22 protein-coding genes are annotated in these 20,190 nt (G+C 50.7%); 10 read left to right on the top strand and 12 right to left on the bottom strand.

All coding sequences use genetic code 11. The features are described from left to right. Positions 1–68: 68 nt before the first annotated feature. The 3 genes from metX to ACLPHM_RS10460 are packed head-to-tail and all read left to right on the top strand — an operon-like array spanning position 69 to position 3,174. Entirely contained in the window at positions 69–1,304 is a 1,236-nt protein-coding gene (gene metX, locus ACLPHM_RS10470) for a homoserine O-succinyltransferase MetX (protein ID WP_430221176.1), read from the top strand. Then, positions 1,301–1,921: a methionine biosynthesis protein MetW gene (metW, locus tag ACLPHM_RS10465; RefSeq protein ID WP_430221175.1), complete on the top strand. Its 621-nt coding sequence runs from the start codon at positions 1,301–1,303 to the stop codon at positions 1,919–1,921. Before metX ends, metW begins: the two co-directional genes overlap by 4 nt. A 17-nt stretch (positions 1,922–1,938) precedes the next feature. Beyond that, positions 1,939–3,174 carry a muropeptide transporter gene (locus ACLPHM_RS10460; RefSeq protein WP_430221174.1) on the top strand — a complete coding sequence of 412 codons (1,236 nt, stop codon included), beginning with the start codon at positions 1,939–1,941 and terminating at the stop codon, positions 3,172–3,174. Here ACLPHM_RS10460 and ACLPHM_RS10455 read toward each other — a convergent pair whose 3' ends face one another. The 5 genes from ACLPHM_RS10455 to ACLPHM_RS10435 form a co-directional block, all read right to left on the bottom strand. Then, positions 3,175–3,909, bottom strand: a complete 735-nt coding sequence (locus ACLPHM_RS10455) for an LrgB family protein (protein WP_135864151.1) — start codon at positions 3,907–3,909, stop codon at positions 3,175–3,177. Then, entirely contained in the window at positions 3,906–4,262 is a 357-nt protein-coding gene (locus tag ACLPHM_RS10450) for a CidA/LrgA family protein (protein WP_430221173.1), read from the bottom strand. The genes ACLPHM_RS10455 and ACLPHM_RS10450 overlap by 4 nt, the downstream gene beginning before the upstream one ends. Before the next feature lie 33 nt (positions 4,263–4,295). Continuing rightward, positions 4,296–4,994 (bottom strand): serine protease inhibitor ecotin, encoded by a 699-nt coding sequence (gene eco / locus ACLPHM_RS10445; RefSeq protein WP_430221172.1) that lies wholly within the window; start codon positions 4,992–4,994, stop codon positions 4,296–4,298. Between the two features lie 66 nt (positions 4,995–5,060). After that, positions 5,061–7,616, bottom strand: a complete 2,556-nt coding sequence (locus ACLPHM_RS10440) for a diguanylate cyclase domain-containing protein (protein WP_430221171.1) — start codon at positions 7,614–7,616, stop codon at positions 5,061–5,063. Between the two features lie 69 nt (positions 7,617–7,685). Then, positions 7,686–8,912, bottom strand: a complete 1,227-nt coding sequence (locus ACLPHM_RS10435; RefSeq protein ID WP_430221170.1) for an O-antigen ligase family protein — start codon at positions 8,910–8,912, stop codon at positions 7,686–7,688. A gap of 671 nt (positions 8,913–9,583) precedes the next feature. Here ACLPHM_RS10435 and ACLPHM_RS10430 point away from each other — a divergent pair. From ACLPHM_RS10430 to ACLPHM_RS10420, 3 genes are all read left to right on the top strand, one after another. Continuing rightward, complete coding sequence (locus ACLPHM_RS10430) at positions 9,584–11,278, top strand: sodium:solute symporter family protein (protein WP_430221169.1); 1,695 nt, start codon at positions 9,584–9,586, stop codon at positions 11,276–11,278. Between the two features lie 16 nt (positions 11,279–11,294). Next, positions 11,295–11,420 carry a putative transporter small subunit gene (locus ACLPHM_RS10425; protein ID WP_430221168.1) on the top strand — a complete coding sequence of 42 codons (126 nt, stop codon included), beginning with the start codon at positions 11,295–11,297 and terminating at the stop codon, positions 11,418–11,420. Positions 11,421–11,558: 138 nt separating this feature from the next. After that, complete coding sequence (locus ACLPHM_RS10420) at positions 11,559–12,416, top strand: N-formylglutamate amidohydrolase (protein WP_430221167.1); 858 nt, start codon at positions 11,559–11,561, stop codon at positions 12,414–12,416. On the opposite strand, the gene ACLPHM_RS10415 is transcribed toward ACLPHM_RS10420, so the two are convergent. Continuing rightward, positions 12,411–12,962 (bottom strand): cob(I)yrinic acid a,c-diamide adenosyltransferase, encoded by a 552-nt coding sequence (locus ACLPHM_RS10415; RefSeq protein ID WP_430221166.1) that lies wholly within the window; start codon positions 12,960–12,962, stop codon positions 12,411–12,413. The two genes, ACLPHM_RS10420 and ACLPHM_RS10415, sit on opposite strands and share 6 nt — an antisense overlap. Before the next feature lie 5 nt (positions 12,963–12,967). After that, positions 12,968–13,477 carry a GNAT family N-acetyltransferase gene (locus ACLPHM_RS10410; protein ID WP_430221165.1) on the bottom strand — a complete coding sequence of 170 codons (510 nt, stop codon included), beginning with the start codon at positions 13,475–13,477 and terminating at the stop codon, positions 12,968–12,970. 95 nt (positions 13,478–13,572) lie between these two features. On the opposite strand from ACLPHM_RS10410, the gene ACLPHM_RS10405 reads away from it, so the two are divergent. Then, positions 13,573–13,869, top strand: coding sequence for a copper-binding protein (locus ACLPHM_RS10405; protein WP_430221164.1), 297 nt, complete (start codon positions 13,573–13,575; stop codon positions 13,867–13,869). A 225-nt stretch (positions 13,870–14,094) separates the two neighbouring features. On the opposite strand, the gene hslU is transcribed toward ACLPHM_RS10405, so the two are convergent. The 5 genes from hslU to ACLPHM_RS10380 all read right to left on the bottom strand — a co-directional run bounded on the left by hslU (position 14,095) and on the right by ACLPHM_RS10380 (position 18,338). Further along, complete coding sequence (gene hslU, locus ACLPHM_RS10400) at positions 14,095–15,426, bottom strand: ATP-dependent protease ATPase subunit HslU (protein ID WP_430221163.1); 1,332 nt, start codon at positions 15,424–15,426, stop codon at positions 14,095–14,097. A 20-nt stretch (positions 15,427–15,446) separates the two neighbouring features. Continuing rightward, a complete protein-coding gene (gene hslV / locus ACLPHM_RS10395; protein ID WP_135866723.1) occupies positions 15,447–15,980 on the bottom strand; it encodes an ATP-dependent protease subunit HslV in 534 nt (177 codons plus the stop codon). A 154-nt stretch (positions 15,981–16,134) separates the two neighbouring features. Next, positions 16,135–16,578, bottom strand: a complete 444-nt coding sequence (gene dksA, locus ACLPHM_RS10390; RefSeq protein WP_430221162.1) for an RNA polymerase-binding protein DksA — start codon at positions 16,576–16,578, stop codon at positions 16,135–16,137. 46 nt (positions 16,579–16,624) lie between these two features. Beyond that, positions 16,625–17,701: a CobW family GTP-binding protein gene (locus ACLPHM_RS10385; protein ID WP_430221161.1), complete on the bottom strand. Its 1,077-nt coding sequence runs from the start codon at positions 17,699–17,701 to the stop codon at positions 16,625–16,627. Between the two features lie 166 nt (positions 17,702–17,867). Beyond that, positions 17,868–18,338: a Fur family transcriptional regulator gene (locus ACLPHM_RS10380; protein ID WP_135867083.1), complete on the bottom strand. Its 471-nt coding sequence runs from the start codon at positions 18,336–18,338 to the stop codon at positions 17,868–17,870. An 86-nt stretch (positions 18,339–18,424) separates the two neighbouring features. On the opposite strand from ACLPHM_RS10380, the gene ACLPHM_RS10375 reads away from it, so the two are divergent. From ACLPHM_RS10375 to ACLPHM_RS10365, 3 genes are read left to right on the top strand one after another with little or no spacing between them, the layout of a single operon-like run. Continuing rightward, positions 18,425–18,589 carry a hypothetical protein gene (locus ACLPHM_RS10375; RefSeq protein ID WP_430221160.1) on the top strand — a complete coding sequence of 55 codons (165 nt, stop codon included), beginning with the start codon at positions 18,425–18,427 and terminating at the stop codon, positions 18,587–18,589. After that, positions 18,589–19,305, top strand: a complete 717-nt coding sequence (locus tag ACLPHM_RS10370; RefSeq protein WP_430221159.1) for a metal ABC transporter ATP-binding protein — start codon at positions 18,589–18,591, stop codon at positions 19,303–19,305. The genes ACLPHM_RS10375 and ACLPHM_RS10370 overlap by 1 nt, the downstream gene beginning before the upstream one ends. Beyond that, a complete protein-coding gene (locus ACLPHM_RS10365; RefSeq protein WP_430221393.1) occupies positions 19,305–20,156 on the top strand; it encodes a metal ABC transporter permease in 852 nt (283 codons plus the stop codon). Before ACLPHM_RS10370 ends, ACLPHM_RS10365 begins: the two co-directional genes overlap by 1 nt. Positions 20,157–20,190 lie beyond the last annotated feature (34 nt).

Raw genomic sequence — 20,190 nt, 5'->3', positions numbered from 1 at the left:
TCATTTGTTTGCGCCGATTTGCCTGATCCGCTTGCGGGCGCTCCATAAATCCAGCTAAAGAGGTCCCTATGGGTACTACTGCTAATTCTATTCCTGCTATTGCGGGCTTGTCTGATGCCATCGTTCCTGAAGGTTCGGTGGGTATAGTCAAACCAGAAATCATCGGTTTTTCCGAGCCACTATTACTGAAAAGCGGCCAAGTGCTGCCGCAGTACGAACTGTGTGTGGAAAGCTATGGCACATTGAACGCTGACCGCAGTAATGCGGTATTGGTGTGTCATGCCTTAAACGCGTCTCACCATGTGGCTGGTATTGATGCCGCTAATCCTAAAAATATAGGTTGGTGGGACAACATGGTTGGCCCCGGTAAGCCGTTGGATACCGACCGTTTCTTTGTCATTGGTGTGAACAACATAGGTTCATGCTTTGGCTCTACGGGCCCCGCCTCTACTAATCCTGCTACCAATAAGCCTTGGGGCGCCGACTTCCCCATTTTGACGGTGGAAGACTGGGTGAATGCTCAGGCCCGTTTGGCGGATTACTTTGGTATTCAAAAATTTGCGGCCGTCATGGGCGGTTCATTGGGCGGCATGCAGGCGCTGGAGTGGGCGATTAGCCAACCAGACCGCTTAGAAAACTGCATTGTGATCGCCAGTACGCCCAGATTGAGCGCGCAGAACATCGCGTTTAACGAAGTAGCGCGTAGAGCCATTATTTCTGACCCAGAGTTTCACGCTGGTGATTACTATGCGCACAATACCGTGCCACGTAGTGGGTTGGGTGTGGCGCGCATGTTGGGCCATATCACCTATTTATCCGATACCGTCATGGCCGAGAAGTTTGGCCGCAGTCAGCGTAATCCGTTGGATGACCAAGCCTATCGCTATGGTTACGACGTAGAGTTCGAGGTGGAGTCTTACTTGCGCTACCAAGGCGAAAAGTTCTCTACCTATTTTGATGCAAATACGTATTTGCTGATTACCCGTGCGCTGGACTATTTTGATCCTTCGCGTCTGCACAATGGTGATTTGGCCAAAGCTTTGGCCCATGTGAAAGCGAAGTTCTTGTTGGTGTCGTTCACCACAGACTGGCGCTTTTCGCCAGAGTGTTCACGTGAGATTGTGCAAGCGCTACTGAAAAACCGTTTGTCAGTGACGTATGCGGAAGTCGATGCCCCACATGGGCACGATGCATTTTTGCTGGATGACGAGCGGTATCACGGCGTGGTGCAGGGATATTATGATCACATTGCAGAGACCATGGGGTTGGGAACCCGTGCACGAGTAACGGGGATATTGGCATGAGCAACATACATTCAGAGTCGTTAGCGCAGCGTCCTGACTTACAGCGCATCGCATCGTGGATTGAGCCCTCGTCCAGCGTGCTGGATTTGGGCTGTGCGGATGGCAAGTTATTAGCGCATTTGCGCGACTCGCTGCAGGTAGATGGTATAGGGGTAGAGCGTCACCCACAGTCTATGATTGGTTGTGTACGCCGTGGCGTACCAGTCATTCAGCAAGACTTGGAGCAAGGTTTGGCATTGTTTACCGACCAGTCTTTTGACACGGTGGTATTATCTAAAACCTTGCAGTCTATGTTGAATACCGAGCATATCTTGCGCGAAATGGCACGTGTGGCACGGTTTGGGGTGGTGTCTTTCCCCAACTTTGGGCACTGGTCACACGGTCTGTCTATTTTAGCTGGACGCATGCCGGTATCGGGCGAAATGCCATACCAGTGGTATGACACGCCCAATATCCACTTGTGTACGTTTAAAGATTTTGAAGATCTGGCGCGTTCACTGAATTTACGTATTACGCATCGTGCAGCCTTTGACCACAGTGCTGAGGTACGTGTGTTACCTAGCCTGCGTAGCCGTTTGGCTGTATATCGTTTTGAATCGCCGCATGCGGCAGCTTAGATAAAGGTTTTAGCATCATGGCGTCTCCCTATGCCAGTCCACGAGTTTTGTCATTGCTGGCGCTGGGGTTTGCGAGTGGCCTGCCACTGGCTCTCACAAGCGGGACGTTACAGGCTTGGGCTACCGTAGAAGATGTCAGTTTGACGCAAATTGGCTTTTTGACGCTGGTGGGGTCTGCTTATACGCTGAAGTTTTTGTGGGCACCCTTAATCGACCGTTTTGCCTTTCCTTTCTTAGGCCGTAGGCGCGGTTGGATTCTCATTTCTCAGTTGCTGCTGGCGGTGTCTATTGTGGCGATGGGGCTGTTATCGCCCGGCACACAATTAATGCCATTGGCGTTATTGGCGGTGTTTGTGGCCTTTATGTCGGCCACGCAAGATATTGCGTTTGATGCGTACAGCACCGACGTCTTGCACCAAGACGAGCGAGCGGCGGGGGCCGCCTTGCGTGTACTGGGCTATCGCATAGCGATGCTGGTATCCAGTGGTTTGGCCTTGATTCTGGCTGATAAATGGTTGGGTTGGCAGTACACCTACATGCTCATGGGCTTGCTGATGGCTGGGTGTATGGTGGCCACATTGTTGGCCCCAGAGCCTGAGCTTAAAGTGAAGCCGCCGCGTAACTTACGTGATGCGGTGGTAGAACCATTTAAAGAATTCTTCTCCCGCGAGGGGGCGCTAAGCTTATTGCTGTTGATTGTGCTGTACAAGCTGGGTGATGCATTTGCTGGAGCATTATCCACCACGTTTTTGATTCGTGGGGCAGGGTTTAGCTTAAGCGAAATAGGCTATATCAACAAAATATTCGGGCTGGCGAGCACCATTGCAGGAGCCCTATTGGGCGGTAGCATGATGGCCAGACTGGGCCTGTATCGTGCATTGATGTTATTTGGTATTTTGCAGGCGGTGTCTAACCTAGGCTACTGGGTCTTGGCGGTGAACTCGTCCGAGCTGTGGCTCATGGCCGTTGTGGTGGGGTTGGAAAATCTGTGCGGCGGCTTGGGTACGGTGGCCTCAGTGGCCTTGTTGATGGCGCTGTGTAATAGACAGTTTTCAGCCACGCAATTCGCGCTACTGTCTGCCTTGGCAGCCGTGGGACGTACGTACTTGGCGGGCCCGCTTACCCCGTTCTTGGTAGAAAGTTTAGGCTGGCCTACCTTTTTCTTGGTCACTATTGTGATTGCGTTGCCAGGGCTGTTCTTGCTGCGTTGGCGCAAACAACAAATCCTGGCATTGGATCATCGCACCGAGTAATTACAGCATACCCAGTGAACGGCCTATCGCAACGGCTGCGGGCATGAGCAATGCGGTGGCAATACCCGTTAAGCTCATACCCAAGGCAGCAAAAGCGCCGGTGGTTTGATTAAGCTGCATAGAGCGAGCCGTCCCAATAGCGTGTGCCGTTAAGCCTAGCGTAAAGCCTTCGGTAATGGGGTCAGTCACCTTCATCATGCGCAGTAGTGGCACAGCAATAATCGTGCCACCAATACCGGTAATGGCGACTGAAACAGCCGCTAACGAGGGCTCACTGCCAAAGTAATCGACCAAAGCCATGGCAATAGGCATCGTGGCCGATTTGGGCATCATGGCAATGATAATGGCCGACGAGCCACCTAACGCCCACGCAATAAACACTGTGCTAAACATGGCGACGTTAGTGCCTACAAACAGCGCCGCCATAATGGGCTTCCAGTGTTGGCGTAGCAGTTTTAGCTGTTTATACAAGGGAATAGCTAAGGCCACAGTAGCTGGGCCAATCAATAACTGTATAAACTGTGCGCCCTCAAAGTAGTGTTCATACGGAGTGTCTGTCCATTGCAAAATGGGGACCAGGATCACTACCGATGTCAGTACGGGCAACAGGAACGAATTGGAGTTGGCGCGCTTGTAGATGGTCAGGGTAAACAAATACACGCAGAGTGTGAGTGTTAACCACAGCAGGGGGGATTCGGTAAGGAATACCCAAATACGGAAGAAATCGTCGTTCATTGTTCTTCCTTATCTGCTTGTCTGGACATCAGTTTTTTGAGCACAAAGGCGGTACAGAAAATGGTCAACGCCACCGCTAGTAGGTTACCTACGATAAAGGGCAGCCATTCTTCGGCAATCTTGTCAAAGAACAGCATGATCCCGGTAACGGTTGGGATGAACAGCAGCATCAAGTGCTGCAATAGCGCTGTACCGGCTTTATCAAGCTCGGTAGGAATACCCCCGCGTATGATGAATACGGCGAGCAGCAACAGCATGCCGGCTAAAGGTCCGGGTAATGGTATGCCCAAGTATTGGACTACGATTTCCCCTAGTAATTGAAAGACGAATAAGGCTGTAATAGCAACAATCATGGAGCCTCTCCGCCGGCTACTGAAAGATAATTATTATTGACTGTCGGCGCTAACTACTGGAGTCGCGACCCACGTGCGCCAACGTAGTTCTACTTCTTCAGGTAGATAGACTACGACGGGCAATCGGCTATTGTAGTACAACAATGACCCCGCACTGCCAGTGACGGGTACAAACTGCATCTTTTTGCTGTCTTCTGGACACGCCATCATCGTGGAGATTGGGCCCTCTATACTGGGAAGCACATAGTAGGTATAACCCCAGCCTTCTAGCGTTTTCTCTTCTAACTGACCAATGAACTGACGCGTGTTGCAATCGGTCTCTACGACTTTACCGGGCAGTAGCTCGACTTTCAGATCATTTTCATAGTTACCCACAGGTAAGTGGATTACATGGCGTACAAAACCGGGCTCAGGGGCAGGGAACGCATCTACCGGATCGTTGACGGTAATGACGTTCTCAGGCGGCGCTTTGGGTGCGGCCTCAGTGGTGTGTGTGGCAGCGGCTGGCTCTTGGGTTGGTGCGGCTTGTACGTCTGTCGCGGGGGCTGGTGCTTGTGTTTCTGGAGTCGCTGCTACCGTTGGCGTTTCTGGTGCAGGGGCAGTTGGACTGTTGCTGGTTGGCGCTGAAGTTTGTGCCAAGCTAAATGGACTGTAGCTCAGTAAGCCTGCAGACAGTAAAGCGGCACACAATGCTACCGCTGGAGTATGGCGGTTGCGAAACGCGTGAGACATGGTGTTCTCCCAAGAAAACATAGGGTATAGACGGCCGGAATGAACGCCACATTGTACTGTCAGTGCTTAGAGCGAGACATCGGTGAGGGGCGATTCTTTTGTGGCTTGATTGTGAAAATAGTAAGTGTTTTTTCCAGATTGCTTGGCCAAATACATGGCTTGGTCAGCCAACTGCAATAGGCGTTCTGGGTCGGTAGCGTCGCTAGGGTAGAAGCTCACCCCAATACTGGCAGACACGGTGATGGGTTGTAAACCGTGTATTTGATACGGTTGAGCCAGCAAGTTCAAGAGCTCTTGCAAGAGGCCACAACTGTCATCGGGAGACTTAAAGTCGCCCAGCAGTAATACCATTTCATCGCCACCTAAGCGGGCAACAGTATCGGTCTTGCGTAGTTTGCTGGTGAGTCGTACGGCCACTTCTTTCAGTAGCATGTCGCCAATACTATGGCCGTACTGGTCATTGACTGCTTTGAAGCCGTCTAGATCCACATAACACGTAGCCAGCAGGTTCTGATTGCGGTCGGCGTGGGATAACGCTTGACGCAAGCGATCAGTGAGTAGGTAGCGGTTAGGTAATTGGGTGAGCGAGTCAAAGTGGGCGAGGCGTTCTAAGCGTGCCTCACGGGCTTTGAGTAGGCTGACATCGGTACCCACCACGATATAACGCAGAATGGCCCCTTTGTTGTTACGCACTGGCACGATGGAGACCTGCAAGGGGCGCTCGGTCTGGTTGTGGGAATGCATGGTAACTTCGCCTTGCCATGCACCAGTGGTCATGACTTCTTGCCAAATAGCCCGTTGGAAGTTCACGGCTTGCGATGAAGGTGGCAGCAATAGGTCTACAGTATGACCACGCAACTCGCTCAGGGTATAGCCGCTTAGGCGTATGGCTGATGGGTTGGCGTTAATGATGCGATGCTGATCATCCAAAATCAGAATGCTGTCATAACTGCGTTTGAATACGCTGGCCGCAATACGTTGTTCAAACTCATTACGACGAGTTTCGGTGATGTCGGTTTGTACGCCGTCACACAGAATGTCGCCGTTAGGCAGGCGGGTGGAATTACTTTCTATACGTATCCAGCGCTCTTGGCCATTGATGATGGCGCGGGTATCCAGACGCATAGGGCGCAACCATGCACGGGCCTCGGCAGTGAGGCGTATGGTTTCGGCGCGGTCTTCTTCGTGCCAGCAGTTGCTGATAGCCGCTGGGTCGGCATAAATGGCTTTATCCGACAGGTTATACATTTCGCACAGGCGTGGGCTGACGTACTCGTACATAATTGCACCATCTAGCGATTGGCGCAGGGTAAAGACGCCTACCGGTATGCGTTGTACGAGGTTTTCATAGCGTTCTTTGGCTAACAACAGCTCTTGTTCAGCTCTGGCATGATCGCTCAGGTTAATCCCTATGCCTATCGCTTGGTTTTCATCAATCTGTATATTGCCCCATAGTGTGCTGAGTCTATGGCCTTGTTTAGTCCTAGGGTGCCAGGTTTGAAACGACACTTCGCGAGTAAAAATGCTGTGCCGGGCAGCGGAACGTTGAATAGCATCGGGATACAGCAGCGCCAATGGATCTGGTGAGTTGAAGAGTTCTTCGCGTTTCCAGCCAAACACACGCTCGCACTCTTTGTTCCACACCACACAACGACCATCCATATCAAAGCTGTTGATCAGCACAGGGGCATGGTTAAACAGCTTATCGTATTGATCTGAAGTGTGCAGATTCTGCGCTTGCTTAAGTTGTTGTGTGCGGTAGCTGATGTTGCAGGTGATGGCTAAGGGCAAGCTGCCTAGCAAGAACCAGAGTAGCTCAGGGGCATCTACGCCTGAATACACATATAACTGTGTTGCCAGCATGGTGAGGGTCATGCATAGCAGGCTGATACTAAAGAGCAGCAGGTTTTGTCTGGTGGATAACCACGCCAGCACTGGTAGGAGTAAAAACAGCCCGTTAGGACCATAACGGTAAGCGTAGAACGAAGCGAGACAGAGCAGCGCTGTGCTGAACAGAAACTCGGTGAGTCGTGGACGTTGAAAAGAACAGCCTTTTGCCCATGCCAGTATCAAGGGGATGAACAAGAGTTTTTCTACCAAGCTCACCGCCCAGAGGTTGAGGTAGCCATCACTAAGGCTAGACTGTAACAAAGGATGACTAAGATGCAGGACTGCACTGTAGCCAAGCGCACTGAGGTTTTGTGTGCCCAATGCCAGTACGAGCACCAAGGTAATGAATGGACGTGGCGACTCTAATGAGGCATCAAAGCGCAGTTTGCGCATAATCCAGCAGGTGAGCACGATCTCTAAGGCGGCGATAGCAGCCAGTAAAAAACTGTACTCAACTGAGGTGTTGCCTGCTAAGGCATAAATGAACTGTGCGGCGGCGGCACTAATCCAGAATCTGGAGTCACGTGCCAACGCCAGTGCCAGAACGATGCCAGAGGGAATGAGTAACCCAGGTAGTGTGCTGAGTGTGGGGTTGTAGTCAATGAACTGCCCCCAGACGATGCCCAACGCTATTTGTATTAAGGCGATGAATACTGCCCACACCCCAAAGGGCAGCCTATGCCTGCTTTGAGGGTCACCTGCTACGAGAGGGGGGGGGAGGGGAGCACTCATCGGCCAAGCATAATTGTATTGTTAGCAAATGTGTACGTTTCTATTCATCATTTGATATTTCTTAACAGTTTATTTCTGAGTGCTGTAGAACCTATAGCTGCCCCACAGCACAATTAACCAGAAGGCGTACACCATCACACCGCTATTATGAGTGAGAAATGCTTGGGATAAGCCGAAATCTATATAGGCGATAGGTAAAAGAAAGCCAGCTGTTGCTAATGAGCGTTGTGTTAACGACGCGGCGCGTAGTCCCGAAGCAAAGAGGCGTAAGGGCACTACATATAGAAACAATAAGGCGAGAATCCCTACGATGCCCTGTTTTGCGGCGTTATTCAGTATTTCGTTGTGGGGGTGGTCAAACATTTTCACAACAGGGTGCGCCTTGCCTTGGTCGGCAAGCTCTGTCATGGCTGATTTGTACTGGGCTTTACCCCAACCGAAAATGGGTTTGGCCATGAATAATTGGCTTGCGCCATTCCACATTTCAAACCTAGCGCCTAGAGACGTATTGCTTTGTCCTTGTGTATAGAGGCTAATGTTATTGATGGCTTCGTGTATGCGCTGTTGTACACCAAACTGTGGGACGCTATAAATCACCACCGCTAGTCCGACAATGGCAGTGCTAAACAGCAGTTTCAAACGTAGCGAAAAATACTGGTGGTAGACACGGAAGAAAATCAGTGCAATCAAGGGCAACCCTATCCACCCTCCACGGCTGCCTGAGAACAGAGAGCCGGCAATACCACCCAGAGCGCCAAGGCTTAACCAGAGAATCCAGCCCCGTTTGTTAGGGCGAGTACAGGCCCATGCTAGGCCAGCCAAACAAAATAGGCCTGTCAGCATGGAGATATTGCCAAACTGGATGACGTGGGTGAAGCCTTTTGCACGATCTATATGCAAAAAGATTTTTTGATATCCAGCCCAACAGCCAGCCAATACGCCGCCGGTCGCTAAACCAGCCCATACCCACGTGAGACGAGGCGGATATTTCAGTACAAAAAATAGAGCAATAGCCGCAGCAAGAAAGCGGCTGGGTAAGTCGTAAGCGCGTGAGGGATACTGATAGAACAGGCCTTCAATGATACCCATCAAGCCGTAAAGGACTAAAGCCGCCAGTACCAACCAATCTTGTTTAGTGAGTGCTGGTTTATGACGGCTACACAGCACATATAGCCCACCTAATAAAAGCAGAGCAGCACCTACGGAGTAGCCTGAGGAGACGACTAGCGCAATTGCGCCTAGCAGAAACACTGCAATGCTGCTGTAGAAGGAGGGCAAAAAGAAAGTGGCTGGCATGGTTATTCGATTAGCGTCAGACGCTGCAGTAGATGTTCACTATTTTATTCACTGAGTATTACGGATATACACAGGAAATTTCGAGTAACAAAATATTACTTTTGCAATAAATGTTGATGGGTAAAGAAAGCGTGGCAGCGTGAGTATTGTATGCCTGTAGTAAGAGCTACGTCTTAACCTTTAGTACATCGTAAATTTTACTGTTCATGAGATTTTGGAGATAGTCCTGTTTTTGCGGGTTTATGCGAATTTGATGGGGATGGGTATCGTGGGTATAATGATCCGGATTCAGTCAGAATGGCTGCAATCAGCACGTATGTGTTACCGGTCAAGAGGTTGGAGGCTCGACAATCGGTAACCTTGTCTCAGGTCGCTATACAGTGACCCGGCTTGTAAGCCGATACACCTATGCCCGTCCGAAACGGTCGTGGCAACCATCAACTGCTTTAGCAGTCTGCGTCGGGGCCCGTGCGGCCTTCCTTAAGGCTCTCACGCCCCTTAGGCACCCTTGTGTCTGCGTATCTCAAACTTTCTTGGGATGCTTTGTTGCGTTTATTTCCGGTTATTGGTGTTTCGGTTGGTGCGCGCTGGTTTTACTGGCGTCGGCTTTCTAATGCCTATTACCCAGTAAAGCCTTTTTGTTGAAATAACATTAAGGAAACGATAAAAGCATGCAAGAAACAGAGTTCTTTCAGCTGTCTGCAACCTCAGCGATTTTGCTATTGCTGGGATTCTATTTACTGACGTTCTTATTGTCATTACTCATCAGTAAAAAGGAGGAAAACGTAGACGGTTATATGGTGTCTAACAGCGCTGTAGGGTTTGGGCTGTCAGCCGCTAGTATGATCGCTACCTGGATTTGGGCGGCATCTTTCTATGCAAGCGCCACCTCGGGATATAAGTATGGGTTGTCTGGCCCTATACATTATGGATTCTGGGGCGCATTGATGATTTTGTTTATCTTCCCTTTTGGAAGACGCTTTAGAGAATTAGCGCCTGAAGCTCATACGCTGGCTGAGGTGGTATATGCCCGTCATGGCCGATCCAGTCAGATGATTATGGCGGTATCCAATTTGATTGGTAGCTGTATCAGTTTGATGGTGAACTTCACGGCAGCCGGTGCATTGGTGTCCATGCTAAGCCCGCTGAGCTTTATTCAGGGGGTATTAATTGCGGGTTTGGGGGTGTTGTCTTACACCTTATGGTCAGGTTTCAGAGCTTCTGTGCTGACAGACTTTGCGCAGTTGGTGGCAATGATTCTGGCGGCGGTAATTATCATTCCACTGATCTTCTTTAACGCTGGAGGACCGGATTTAATTGCGGATAACTTCTGGCGTTTAAGTAGCGAACAAGCTGATTTCTTCTCGACCACGGCCATCTTGGAGCAAGGCGCTCCGTATTTCATCGCGGTGTTGGCTTATGCCATTGGTAACCAGACCATTGCACAGCGACTCTTTGCCGTACGCCAAGACTTAATCAAACCTACGTTCTTAACGGCAACCGTAGGCTACGGTGTGGTTGTGATTGGTTTGGGTATTTTGGGCTTATTGGCACTCTTTACTGGTTTGCAGCCCATTGATGGGGACATGAACAATATCATCCCGCAAATGGCGTCGGCCTACTTGCCACCATTTGGTATTGCGCTGTTCTTTATCTTGGTGATTGGTTCCTTGTCGTCCACTGCTGACGCAGACTTGTGCGCGTTGTCAGCGATTGTGATGACGGATATTTACGGTAAAAACATCGCTAAAGGAAAACCAGATCCACGACGTATGTTGTTGTGGGGGCGTATGACCATGATTGTGGCCACCATGTGTGGTGTGGTCTTTGCAAGTTTGCGTCTGGATATTCTGGTGATGCTGGTGTTCGTCGGGGCTCTGTGGGGAGCAATTGTATTTCCGGTGATCAGTAGCTTCTTCTGGAACCGTGTGACCAATACGGCCTTTACTACCTCGGTAGCGTGCGCCGTCACCATGTTCTTGTTGGTGCGTTTTGAACTCATCCCCATGACCGGCATTGTGGCTGTATTTTTCGAGCTGGTGGCCTCTGTGGGTGGTGGCGTAGTAGTAGGTTTGATGACCTTTGCCTTCTTTGGACGCAACCTGGCGTTGACAGTGGGGGCAGTGGTAACCGTTGTGTTGATCTACTATGGCGTCGGTTTCTGGCGTGATTACACTGTTTTGCTGGGCTCGTTGACCTCATATGGTGCGAGTGCGATTGTGTGTACGTTGCTGAGTCTACGCAGCTCTGAGCGTTTTGATTTCTCTGTGTTGTCGCATCGTGTGCGGGCTTTCCATGAAGAGCAAGAAAAGATGGTGAAGCCTTCCAAAAAACAACCAGCGCTTACGCCTAAGCCACAACTGTAATAAGAAAGGAGCAAACATGAATTGGATTGTGACCTATATATTGATCTGGCCAGTATTGTCTGCGGGCGTGTTGGCATTGTTGATCGGAGCATTAGTGCGTGATTGGCGGGCAGCCAAACGTGATGGCAAAGAAATGATCTAAGTCAGTTGCAACGCGTAACCTTTACGGGCCATGTACTCAAGCAGTACATGGCCCGTTTTGCGATGGCCTATGTTACAAAGAACTAGCCGTATCGCAGTGTGAGATCATGCAGCCATAAAAAGAAGTAGAGGAGAGACAATGCAGGATATTCACAAGCCGTTATTGCCATTTGAGTGGCATGCGCCAGATAGCGCCTTGCAGGTTCCGTTGTTGGCGGACTCCCCGCACAGTGGCAATGTTTATCCCTTAGATTTTCGTAGCCGAGTACCCATGCAGGTATTGCGTCGCGCCGAGGATGCGTTTGTGGATCAGCTATGGTCAGCCTTACCAACGCAGGGGGCGGGTTTGCTGGCCGCCCGTGTTGCCAGAAGCTATGTGGATTTGAATCGTTATGAGACCGATCTGGATCCCAAAATGATGGATGCACCGTGGCCAGGCTTACTTGAACCATCCGAGAAAACCCAACTTGGACATGGGTTGTTGTGGAAGAGTCTAGGTCCGGTTGAGCTGTACGATCGTCAGCTAAGCGTAGCGGAGGTGCAATCGCGCTTAGCGCAGGTGTATAGGCCGTATCACGATTGGTTGGGGCTACAAATACGCCACCTACATAGGCGTTTTGGCGGAGTTTGGCATTTGAATCTGCACTCAATGCCTTCCAGTGTGAAAACGGTGTTCACCACGGGGCCTGTGGCTGACTTTGTATTGGGGGATAGGCAAGGCACTAGTTGTAGCGCCGACTTTATCGCAACCGTCGAACATCTGTTGAAAGCAGCAGGCTACAGGGTAGTGCGCAACCATCCCTATTCAGGGGCGGCGATCGTGACACAAGTAGGAAAGCCCACACAAAATCGGCATAGTTTGCAGATAGAGGTAAATAGAGCCTTATATATGGATGAACGTCATCACCGTAAGAGCTCTGGCTTTACGAGTCTGCAAGCTGATTTGGCGAGGGTAAGTCAGCAGTTGGCGAACTATGTGAGTAGTTGCGCATCATGATTGCGCGTGAGGTTGCCACAGTACATCGGGTTGGCCAGTGTGCTGATTCAAGCATCGTGCCAGAATAAAGCACAGGTCTGAGAGCCGGTTTAAATACTGTACCACCACGGGCCGTACGCCATCGAATTGCAGTAACGCCACGACACTACGTTCGGCTCTACGTGCTACCGTACGCGCTTGATGAGCCAGTGCAGCGGCACGGCTGCCACCAGGAAGAATGAATTCTTTCAACGGTGGTAGCGGTGCATTGAAAGTGAGTATGGCGTTATCTAACTCAGCCAATTGCGAATCGCGCATGGCCTCATGACCTGGAATACAGAGTTCTGCACCCATATCGAACAGATGGTGCTGTATATGAGACAGCAAGGTATCGATGGCTTCAGGTAGGGCTTCACAGCGCCACACCCCAATCAGACTGTTTAGCTCGTCCACCTCACCTAAGGCGTGGATACGCAAACTATTCTTGGGTACGCGTTGACCATCGCCTAGGCTGGTTTCGCCTTGGTCGCCGGTACGTGTGGTGATGCTGGAAAGCCTGTCGCTCATAGTGATTAGCTCGCTTGGGCTAAGTTCTCTAGTGCACTGCCTTCAATGCGCACAATACGCCAATCAGGCAATACCGAGGCCCCTAAGTGTTCGTAGAACTCAATCGCACTTTGGTTCCAGTCCAGCACTACCCATTCAAACCTCGCGCAATCTAGCTCCAGTGCTTTGCGTGCCAAGTACTGCAAGACTTGCTGCCCCAAGCCCAAACGGCGGTGTTCGGGGGCAATATAAATGTCTTCCAGGTACAAGCCGCGTTTGGCTCTGAAAGAAGAGTAGTTGTGAAACCACATGATGTAGGACACCAGAGTTTCCGGCGCATCTTGATGACAAATGACCAAACAGTTCACGGCAGCAGGCTGTGTGAAGATGTTGTCGAGCAAGGTTTGCTCAGTGGCTTGGAAAGTATCCAGCAATTTTTCAAAGGTCGCCATTTCCGTCATTAATTGATGGATTTGGGGAATGTCTTGACGCGTAGCTTCGCGTAAAATATAGCCAGAGGAAAGAGGGTATGACATACAGACTGTGTGCGATAATTCAGAAAATACGCGTATACGGCGTAGTCAACATGGGCTGCTACAATAATGCATCATGCCGTCAAGGAGTGTAATCGATGCTGCGAACTTTGCGTAAGCTAAGTGCTTTACTAGCTATAGTATTCATGACGTTGTTCTCTAGTGTAAGTGTTGCCCAAGAGGCCAGAGCCTCAGGTGAAGTGCGCCGGGTAGACCCTGACGCTGGAAAAATCACACTTAAACATGGTGAGATTGACGTGTTACGGTTGCCAGCGATGACTCTGGTTTATCGTATTGATCCTACGTTACTGGCTGATTTAAAACCGGGTGATAAAGTGCGTTTTGTGGCCATTCGCCAGAATGATGAGTACGTGGTGATCAGTATTCAGAAATAAGTAGTTTAGGTAGTACCAGACAGAAGCCCTCGCTGTGGCCGCGTTTCCTCGTAATAAGGAATGGGCAAACAGAGAGGGCTTTTTAGTTCTTGTGCCTCACGTATAGAGTGTTCGTAGAGAGACCGTACTAAGCTGCCTATAGTTTTCTACAGACAAAGACACTGTCCTAATATAAAAACAGCCGCCTCAAGGGCGGCTGTTTCGTTGGTGCTGAGTCAGTCAGGCTTACAGCACGTAGCGTGCCAAGTCTTGGTGTGTCACAGCTTCGTGCAGTTGTGCCTCTACATACGCGGCATCAATCACTACGGTTTGCTCGGCTTTAGAGCCGGCCTCGTAGGACAGATCATCCAGCAGTTTTTCCATCACGGTGTACAAGCGTCGTGCACCGATGTTCTCAGTGCGCTCGTTCACCTCGAAAGCCAATTCAGCCAAACGGCGAATACCTTCTGGTGTGAAGTCTAAATGCACATTTTCGGTGGCCAACAACGCGGTGTACTGTTTAGTCAGTGACGCGTCGGTGTCAGACAAAATGCAGACGAAATCATCGGCAGTCAGGGAATCCAGTTCCACACGGATGGGGAAACGGCCCTGTAGCTCGGGGATCAGGTCAGACGGGCGAGATAAGTGGAACGCGCCTGAAGCAATGAACAAAATGTGGTCTGTGCGTACCACGCCGTACTTGGTATTGACGGTAGTACCTTCTACCAATGGTAGCAAGTCACGTTGCACGCCCTGACGAGAAACCTCACCGCTGGTGTTGCCTTCGCGAGAGGTGATTTTGTCTATCTCGTCCAAGAAGACGATACCGTTTTGCTCAGCGTTTTGTACCGCTGCAGCGCGCAGTTCTTCTTCGTTGATGTGTTTAGCCGCCTCTTCATCTACCAGTAGCTTGAAGGCTTCTTTCACACGTAGTTTGCGTTTTTTGGTTTTATCACGACCCATGCCCGCAAACATGCCACGCAGTTGCTCGGTCATTTCTTCCATTCCTGGGGGCGCCATGATTTCCATTTGAGGCATGGCTTGCGCCACATCAATTTCAATCTCGGTGTCATCCAGCTTGCCTTCGCGCAGACGTTTGCGGAAGGTTTGGCGTGCGCCAGTTTCTTCGCGTTCAGGTTGGCCGTAGCTGTCACGCGCAGGAGGAACCAATGCATCCAAGATGCGGTCTTCGGCGGATTCTTCAGCTTTGCTGCGTACGCGACGCATTTCTAATTCGCGAGTTTGTTTGACGGATGCATCGACCAAATCACGGATGATGGTTTCTACGTCACGACCTACATAACCCACTTCAGTGAATTTAGTGGCTTCGACTTTGATGAAAGGTGCGTTAGCCAGTTTGGCCAAACGGCGGGCAATTTCGGTTTTACCTACACCGGTGGGCCCAATCATCAAAATGTTTTTAGGGGTGATTTCGTGGTTGAGGGGCTCTGGAACCTGCTGACGACGCCAGCGGTTGCGCAGGGCCACGGCCACAGAGCGTTTGGCACGATTTTGGCCAACAATATGTTTGTCTAGCTCGGAGACAATTTCTCCGGGTGTCATGGATGTAGCGGACATGATGATACAGCCTTTGAAAGTCAGAGCGTTTCTATAACGTGGTTGCCGTTGGTGTAGATGCAAAGATCGCCAGCGATTTCCAAGGATTTCTTGACGATGTCAGCAGGTGCCATATCGGTGTTTTGCACCAAGGCTAACCCAGCGGAATGTGCGTACGAACCACCGGAGCCAATAGCGGCGATACCGTGTTCAGGCTCAAGTACGTCACCGTTTCCGGTCAATACCAAGGTGTGCTCTTTGTCGGCAACAATTAGCATGGCTTCCAAGCGGCGCAAGGCACGATCGGTACGCCAATCACGAGTCAGCTCAACGGCGGCTCGCATCAGGTGACCCTGATGTTTTTCCAATTTGGCTTCGAACAGTTCTAGCAGGGTGAACGCATCGGCAGTGGCGCCAGCGAAACCCGCCAGTACGGAGTTCCTGTAGAGTTTACGAATTTTGCGTGCTGTGGCTTTGATGACAATGTTGCCCAGCGTGACTTGACCGTCGCCACCAATGGCAACGTTCTCGCCGCGACGTACGGCAATGATGGTAGTGGCGTGAAATTGTTCCATAACATTCCTTACTGTTCTTACTCTTGCAAATGGGGGTGGATGCCATAAATTCAAGAGTGAGGTCAGCAGAAAATAACTGTGCCACGCTAGCCGGGGCTAGCGTGGCACAGAGTACAGAACTGGGCGGTCTGCAAAGCGGTATAAAAGCCGCTGATTAGTCCCCGTACAGTTTCTGACGTTTTTCGCGACGTTCTTGTGCTTCCAGAGACAAGGTGGCGGTAGGACGGGCCAACAGGCGCTGCAACCCAATGGGTTCGCCTGTTTCCTCACACCAGCCGTATTCGCCAGCATCAATCAGGGCAATGGATTGCTGTACTTTCTTCAGCAGCTTGCGCTCACGGTCGCGGGTACGCAGTTCCAGTGCATGTTCTTCTTCGATAGTGGCCCGGTCCGCTGGGTCAGGCACGAACTGTGTTTCACGCAGGTTTTCAGTAGTGGCGCCTGCGTTAGCCAAAATTTCCTGCTCCAGCTCTCTCAACCGGTTCTTGAAAAAAGCCAGTTGTGCATCGTTCATGTAGTTGTTGTCCGGCATGGCCAATAACTCTTCAACGCTTAGCAGCTTGGTGGGGTGATTGCTGACATTCGATTTGTTTGCCATGATTTTCTCTCTCTAACGTAGTGGGGCAGAAGGGAGAGCGAGGTCCTTAGACCAAGCAGTTTTCCAGCCCTTGCGTAAAAATCTCCTGAGGCAGTTTACGTCCGATGAAAACGATTTTACTTTCAGGTTTTTCTTTGGCTGCCCACGGTTTCCCGGGTTCAACCCCCATCATCATGTGTACCCCCTGGAACAACATGCGGCGATTCACGCCTTTTAGGTAGAGGATACCCTTGTACCGCAGTAGATCCGGACCAAATACCTGGGTGATACCGCCCAGGAAATCTTCCAGGCGTTCCGGATCAAAAGCTTTGCGTGAACGAAATACAAATGCACCAATTTCATCTTGATGCGGCGCGTGATGGTGGTGATGACCACAATCAGACCCGCAGTGCTCGCCATGTTCGTGCTCGTGTTCATGGTGATGCTCATGATGGTGATGATGTTCGTCCTCGTCTTTGAGGAAATCTGGGTTGATATCCAAAATGGCATCCAGATTAAACCCACCCAAGTCCAGCAGCTCATTAATATCTGCTTCACCGAAGTGCACAGGGGAAATGCTGGCGCGGGGGTTGATCTTCACAATGCGGTTACGCAGTGCGTGGTATTCATCGTCGGATACCAGATCTTTTTTGGAAATCAAGATGCGATCAGCAAAGCCAATTTGTTGTTGCGATTCGGCTTGTTGATCTAGGGTTTCCATACCGTGTTTGGCATCTACTATCGTGATGATGGCATCTAGACGATAGTGAGCAGCGATCTGGTCATCCACGAAAAACGTTTGGCATACAGGGCCAGGGTTGGCCATACCAGTCGTTTCGATGATGACACGATCAAATTTGACGTTGCCGTCTGCACGACGCTGATACAGGTCGTTCAATGCACGCATTAAGTCGCCACGCACCGTACAACACACGCAACCATTGCTGAGCTCAACGATTTCTTCTTCGCCGTCTTGGATCAGCAGTTCGTTATCGATGTTTTCAGGTCCAAACTCATTCTCGATCACGGCAATGCGTTGGCCATGCTGTTCAGACAGTATGCGCTTGAGCAGGGTAGTTTTACCTGCACCAAGAAAGCCGGTCAGAATGGTTACTGGGATCATAGAAACGTTTGTTGCATTCATGGTTGTGCAATCAGGTTGGTGTAAACAAAAGCTGCATAGGCAATAAAATAACTTGCAGATTACAGCACAGCCTTGCGTTCAGGGCAAATGCCCGAATCGCACGGCGAGAAATAAAGCAATATATACGTTTTATGCGTCAGAAGCCATCGGTAAAAGGTAGGAATATTTAGCTACATAAGCTTTGTTGACAGTTTTTGCACAATGCTTGCAGCTCAGTCTCCTGTGTGCCGAGCGTAAAACCGGCCTGTGCCACGCATTCTGCCAACTGGGCAGTAAGTTGTGGCGCACACAGCTCAGCGACGGCACCGCACTTGGTGCAGACGATCAGCAGATCGTGAGGGTGGCCATTGGCATCTACACAGGCAGTCCAGGCGTTCACGGCGTCTAATCGGTGTATTAAACCTTCTTCGGTCAGGAACTCTAGTGCCCTATATACCGTGGGGGGCGCAGCACCCGGTTGATCTTGCCTGAACAAATCGAGCAATTCGTAAGCTTTGAGGCTACGCTGTTGTTTGAGCAGTAATTCCAGTACCTGCTTTCTGATAGGGGTTAAACGTTTACCCCTCTGCTGACAGAGCTTTTCCGCTGTTTGCAGTTGTGCCTCTAGGGCTTGGGGAGTCAGAACATGCACAGGCATAGTAAATAAACAGACACAAAAAGTTGGATATGTTATAACATAACGTATCTAAAAATAATGCTATCTAACGATCTTACCAGTAAGTCATGCATCACAGTAGAACGACCGCACATTCCGAGCCTAAAGTGGATAAAAGAATCTATAGAGGCACGGTGCTGCTGAGCTCAGCTTGGCAGCGTTGTGTGCGTGTATTGCCTGTGGTTGTGGGATTGTGGCTACTGAGCGCATGGGCGTTAGGGTGGTTCAAATAATGACCACTGCCAATGCGGTAATTAGTTTGGATCAAGTGTCGTTGGGCTGGCGCGATAAAGTGGCTGTACGTGATGTCAGCGGCCAGTTCATGCAAGGTGGTTTATATGCCTTGGCAGGCCCCAATGGTGCAGGGAAATCTACCTTGCTTAAAGGCTTAGCCGGCCAACTAGCACCGTTGAAAGGGAAAATACAGATCAACTCGCCCCAGCGTTTGGCATTTTTGCCCCAGTTTGGTGAGTTGGATCGCAGTTTCCCTATTAGCGTGTATGACTTGGTGGCCATGGGGGCATGGCGGCGCACTGGTGCGTGGCGAGGGTTAAGTGAATCGGAACACCAGCGTGTACAAGATGCACTATGCCAAGTGGGCCTGCAGGGGTTTTCTGAGCGTGCCATTAGCACCTTATCAGGTGGGCAAATGCAACGCGCCTTGTTTGCGCGGTTGATCATGCACGATGCCCCTATCTTATTGTTAGACGAACCTTTTTCTGCTGTGGACAAAGCCACCACGGATGACCTGATGGTGTTATTGCACCGTTGGCATCAGCAGGGGCGTACGGTCATTGTGGTGCTGCACGACTTGCATACCATTCGACAAAACTTCCCCGAAACCGTGCTGCTGGCTGGTCAACTGGTGGCGTGGGGCGAAACTGAGTCCGTGTTAACCGCAGAAAACATGCATTTAGCCCGTCACTTATGCGAGGGAGACTACCTGTGATGTGGCTGTACGATGTATTGATCTCCCCCTTTGTTGAATTCGGTTTCATGCGCCGAGCCTTGGCAGGCTCGTTTGCGTTGGCTGCCGCCGCAGGCCCATTGGGTGTGTTTTTGGTGTTACGTCGCATGAGCCTCATGGGCGACGCCATGGCGCACGCCATTTTGCCCGGTGTGGCAGCAGGTTTCTTGCTATCAGGCCTGTCGGTAGGTGCTATGGCACTGGGTGGTGTGATTACTGGTTTGGTAGTGGCATTACTGGCGGGCTTGGTGTCTAGGCTGACGCCCTTGCGTGAAGACGCCAGCTTTGCTGCGTTTTATTTGGTGTCATTGGGCTTAGGGGTGCTGCTAGTGTCCCTCAAAGGCTCCAATATGGATTTAATACACGTGCTGTTTGGCACAGTGTTGGGGCTGGGCGATCAAGCATTGCTGCTGGTTACCGGAACCTCTAGCGTGGCGTTGCTGGTGTTGGCCATTATTTATAGGCCGCTAGTACTAGAGTGTTTAGACCCTCTGTTTTTACGCGCTGAAGGGCGATCAGGCTCTTGGGTGCACATGCTGTTTTTGGTGCTATTGGTGGTTGTATTAGTAGCAGGCTTTCAAGTGCTAGGCACGCTGATGGTGGTGGGGATTATGATGTTGCCCGCCACAGCGGCCCGCTTTTGGGCGCGCTCTGCCAGTAGCCAGATGGTGCTGGCAGCCTTGCTTGGTATGGGCGAGTGTTTTGTAGGGCTACTGCTTTCTTACTACGCCAATGTACCAGCATCACCCGCCATTATTTTGGTTGCGGGGATCACCTATTTTCTATCACTAGCCTGTGGTCCACAGGGCGGGCTGCTGCAACGATTGCGGTAGTCGTTTAGGGACCACCTATTCATCACAGAGGAAA

It is taken from the genome of Paenalcaligenes sp. Me131, assembly GCF_050487225.1.
Lineage (GTDB): Bacteria > Pseudomonadota > Gammaproteobacteria > Burkholderiales > Burkholderiaceae_B > Paenalcaligenes.
Note: the sequence above shows the minus strand (reverse complement) of the source record. Positions and strands in the feature narration are given on the sequence as shown.

What these genes read in the sequence shown, in the direction of transcription:
- metW (WP_430221175.1), top strand. Translation starts at nt 1,301, where the DNA reads ATGAGCAACATACATTCAGAGTCGTTAGCGCAGCGTCCTGACTTACAG.
- ACLPHM_RS10440 (WP_430221171.1), bottom strand. Translation starts at nt 7,616, where the DNA reads ATGAGTGCTCCCCTCCCCCCCCCTCTCGTAGCAGGTGACCCTCAAAGC.
- metX (WP_430221176.1), top strand. Translation starts at nt 69, where the DNA reads ATGGGTACTACTGCTAATTCTATTCCTGCTATTGCGGGCTTGTCTGAT.
- hslU (WP_430221163.1), bottom strand. Translation starts at nt 15,426, where the DNA reads ATGTCCGCTACATCCATGACACCCGGAGAAATTGTCTCCGAGCTAGAC.
- ACLPHM_RS10375 (WP_430221160.1), top strand. Translation starts at nt 18,425, where the DNA reads ATGCATCACAGTAGAACGACCGCACATTCCGAGCCTAAAGTGGATAAA.
- ACLPHM_RS10405 (WP_430221164.1), top strand. Translation starts at nt 13,573, where the DNA reads ATGCTGCGAACTTTGCGTAAGCTAAGTGCTTTACTAGCTATAGTATTC.
- ACLPHM_RS10455 (WP_135864151.1), bottom strand. Translation starts at nt 3,909, where the DNA reads ATGAACGACGATTTCTTCCGTATTTGGGTATTCCTTACCGAATCCCCC.
- ACLPHM_RS10460 (WP_430221174.1), top strand. Translation starts at nt 1,939, where the DNA reads ATGGCGTCTCCCTATGCCAGTCCACGAGTTTTGTCATTGCTGGCGCTG.
- ACLPHM_RS10420 (WP_430221167.1), top strand. Translation starts at nt 11,559, where the DNA reads ATGCAGGATATTCACAAGCCGTTATTGCCATTTGAGTGGCATGCGCCA.
- ACLPHM_RS10425 (WP_430221168.1), top strand. Translation starts at nt 11,295, where the DNA reads ATGAATTGGATTGTGACCTATATATTGATCTGGCCAGTATTGTCTGCG.
- eco (WP_430221172.1), bottom strand. Translation starts at nt 4,994, where the DNA reads ATGTCTCACGCGTTTCGCAACCGCCATACTCCAGCGGTAGCATTGTGT.
- ACLPHM_RS10415 (WP_430221166.1), bottom strand. Translation starts at nt 12,962, where the DNA reads ATGAGCGACAGGCTTTCCAGCATCACCACACGTACCGGCGACCAAGGC.
- ACLPHM_RS10435 (WP_430221170.1), bottom strand. Translation starts at nt 8,912, where the DNA reads ATGCCAGCCACTTTCTTTTTGCCCTCCTTCTACAGCAGCATTGCAGTG.
- hslV (WP_135866723.1), bottom strand. Translation starts at nt 15,980, where the DNA reads ATGGAACAATTTCACGCCACTACCATCATTGCCGTACGTCGCGGCGAG.
- ACLPHM_RS10450 (WP_430221173.1), bottom strand. Translation starts at nt 4,262, where the DNA reads ATGATTGTTGCTATTACAGCCTTATTCGTCTTTCAATTACTAGGGGAA.
- ACLPHM_RS10365 (WP_430221393.1), top strand. Translation starts at nt 19,305, where the DNA reads ATGTGGCTGTACGATGTATTGATCTCCCCCTTTGTTGAATTCGGTTTC.
- ACLPHM_RS10410 (WP_430221165.1), bottom strand. Translation starts at nt 13,477, where the DNA reads ATGTCATACCCTCTTTCCTCTGGCTATATTTTACGCGAAGCTACGCGT.
- dksA (WP_430221162.1), bottom strand. Translation starts at nt 16,578, where the DNA reads ATGGCAAACAAATCGAATGTCAGCAATCACCCCACCAAGCTGCTAAGC.
- ACLPHM_RS10370 (WP_430221159.1), top strand. Translation starts at nt 18,589, where the DNA reads ATGACCACTGCCAATGCGGTAATTAGTTTGGATCAAGTGTCGTTGGGC.
- ACLPHM_RS10430 (WP_430221169.1), top strand. Translation starts at nt 9,584, where the DNA reads ATGCAAGAAACAGAGTTCTTTCAGCTGTCTGCAACCTCAGCGATTTTG.
- ACLPHM_RS10385 (WP_430221161.1), bottom strand. Translation starts at nt 17,701, where the DNA reads ATGAATGCAACAAACGTTTCTATGATCCCAGTAACCATTCTGACCGGC.
- ACLPHM_RS10380 (WP_135867083.1), bottom strand. Translation starts at nt 18,338, where the DNA reads ATGCCTGTGCATGTTCTGACTCCCCAAGCCCTAGAGGCACAACTGCAA.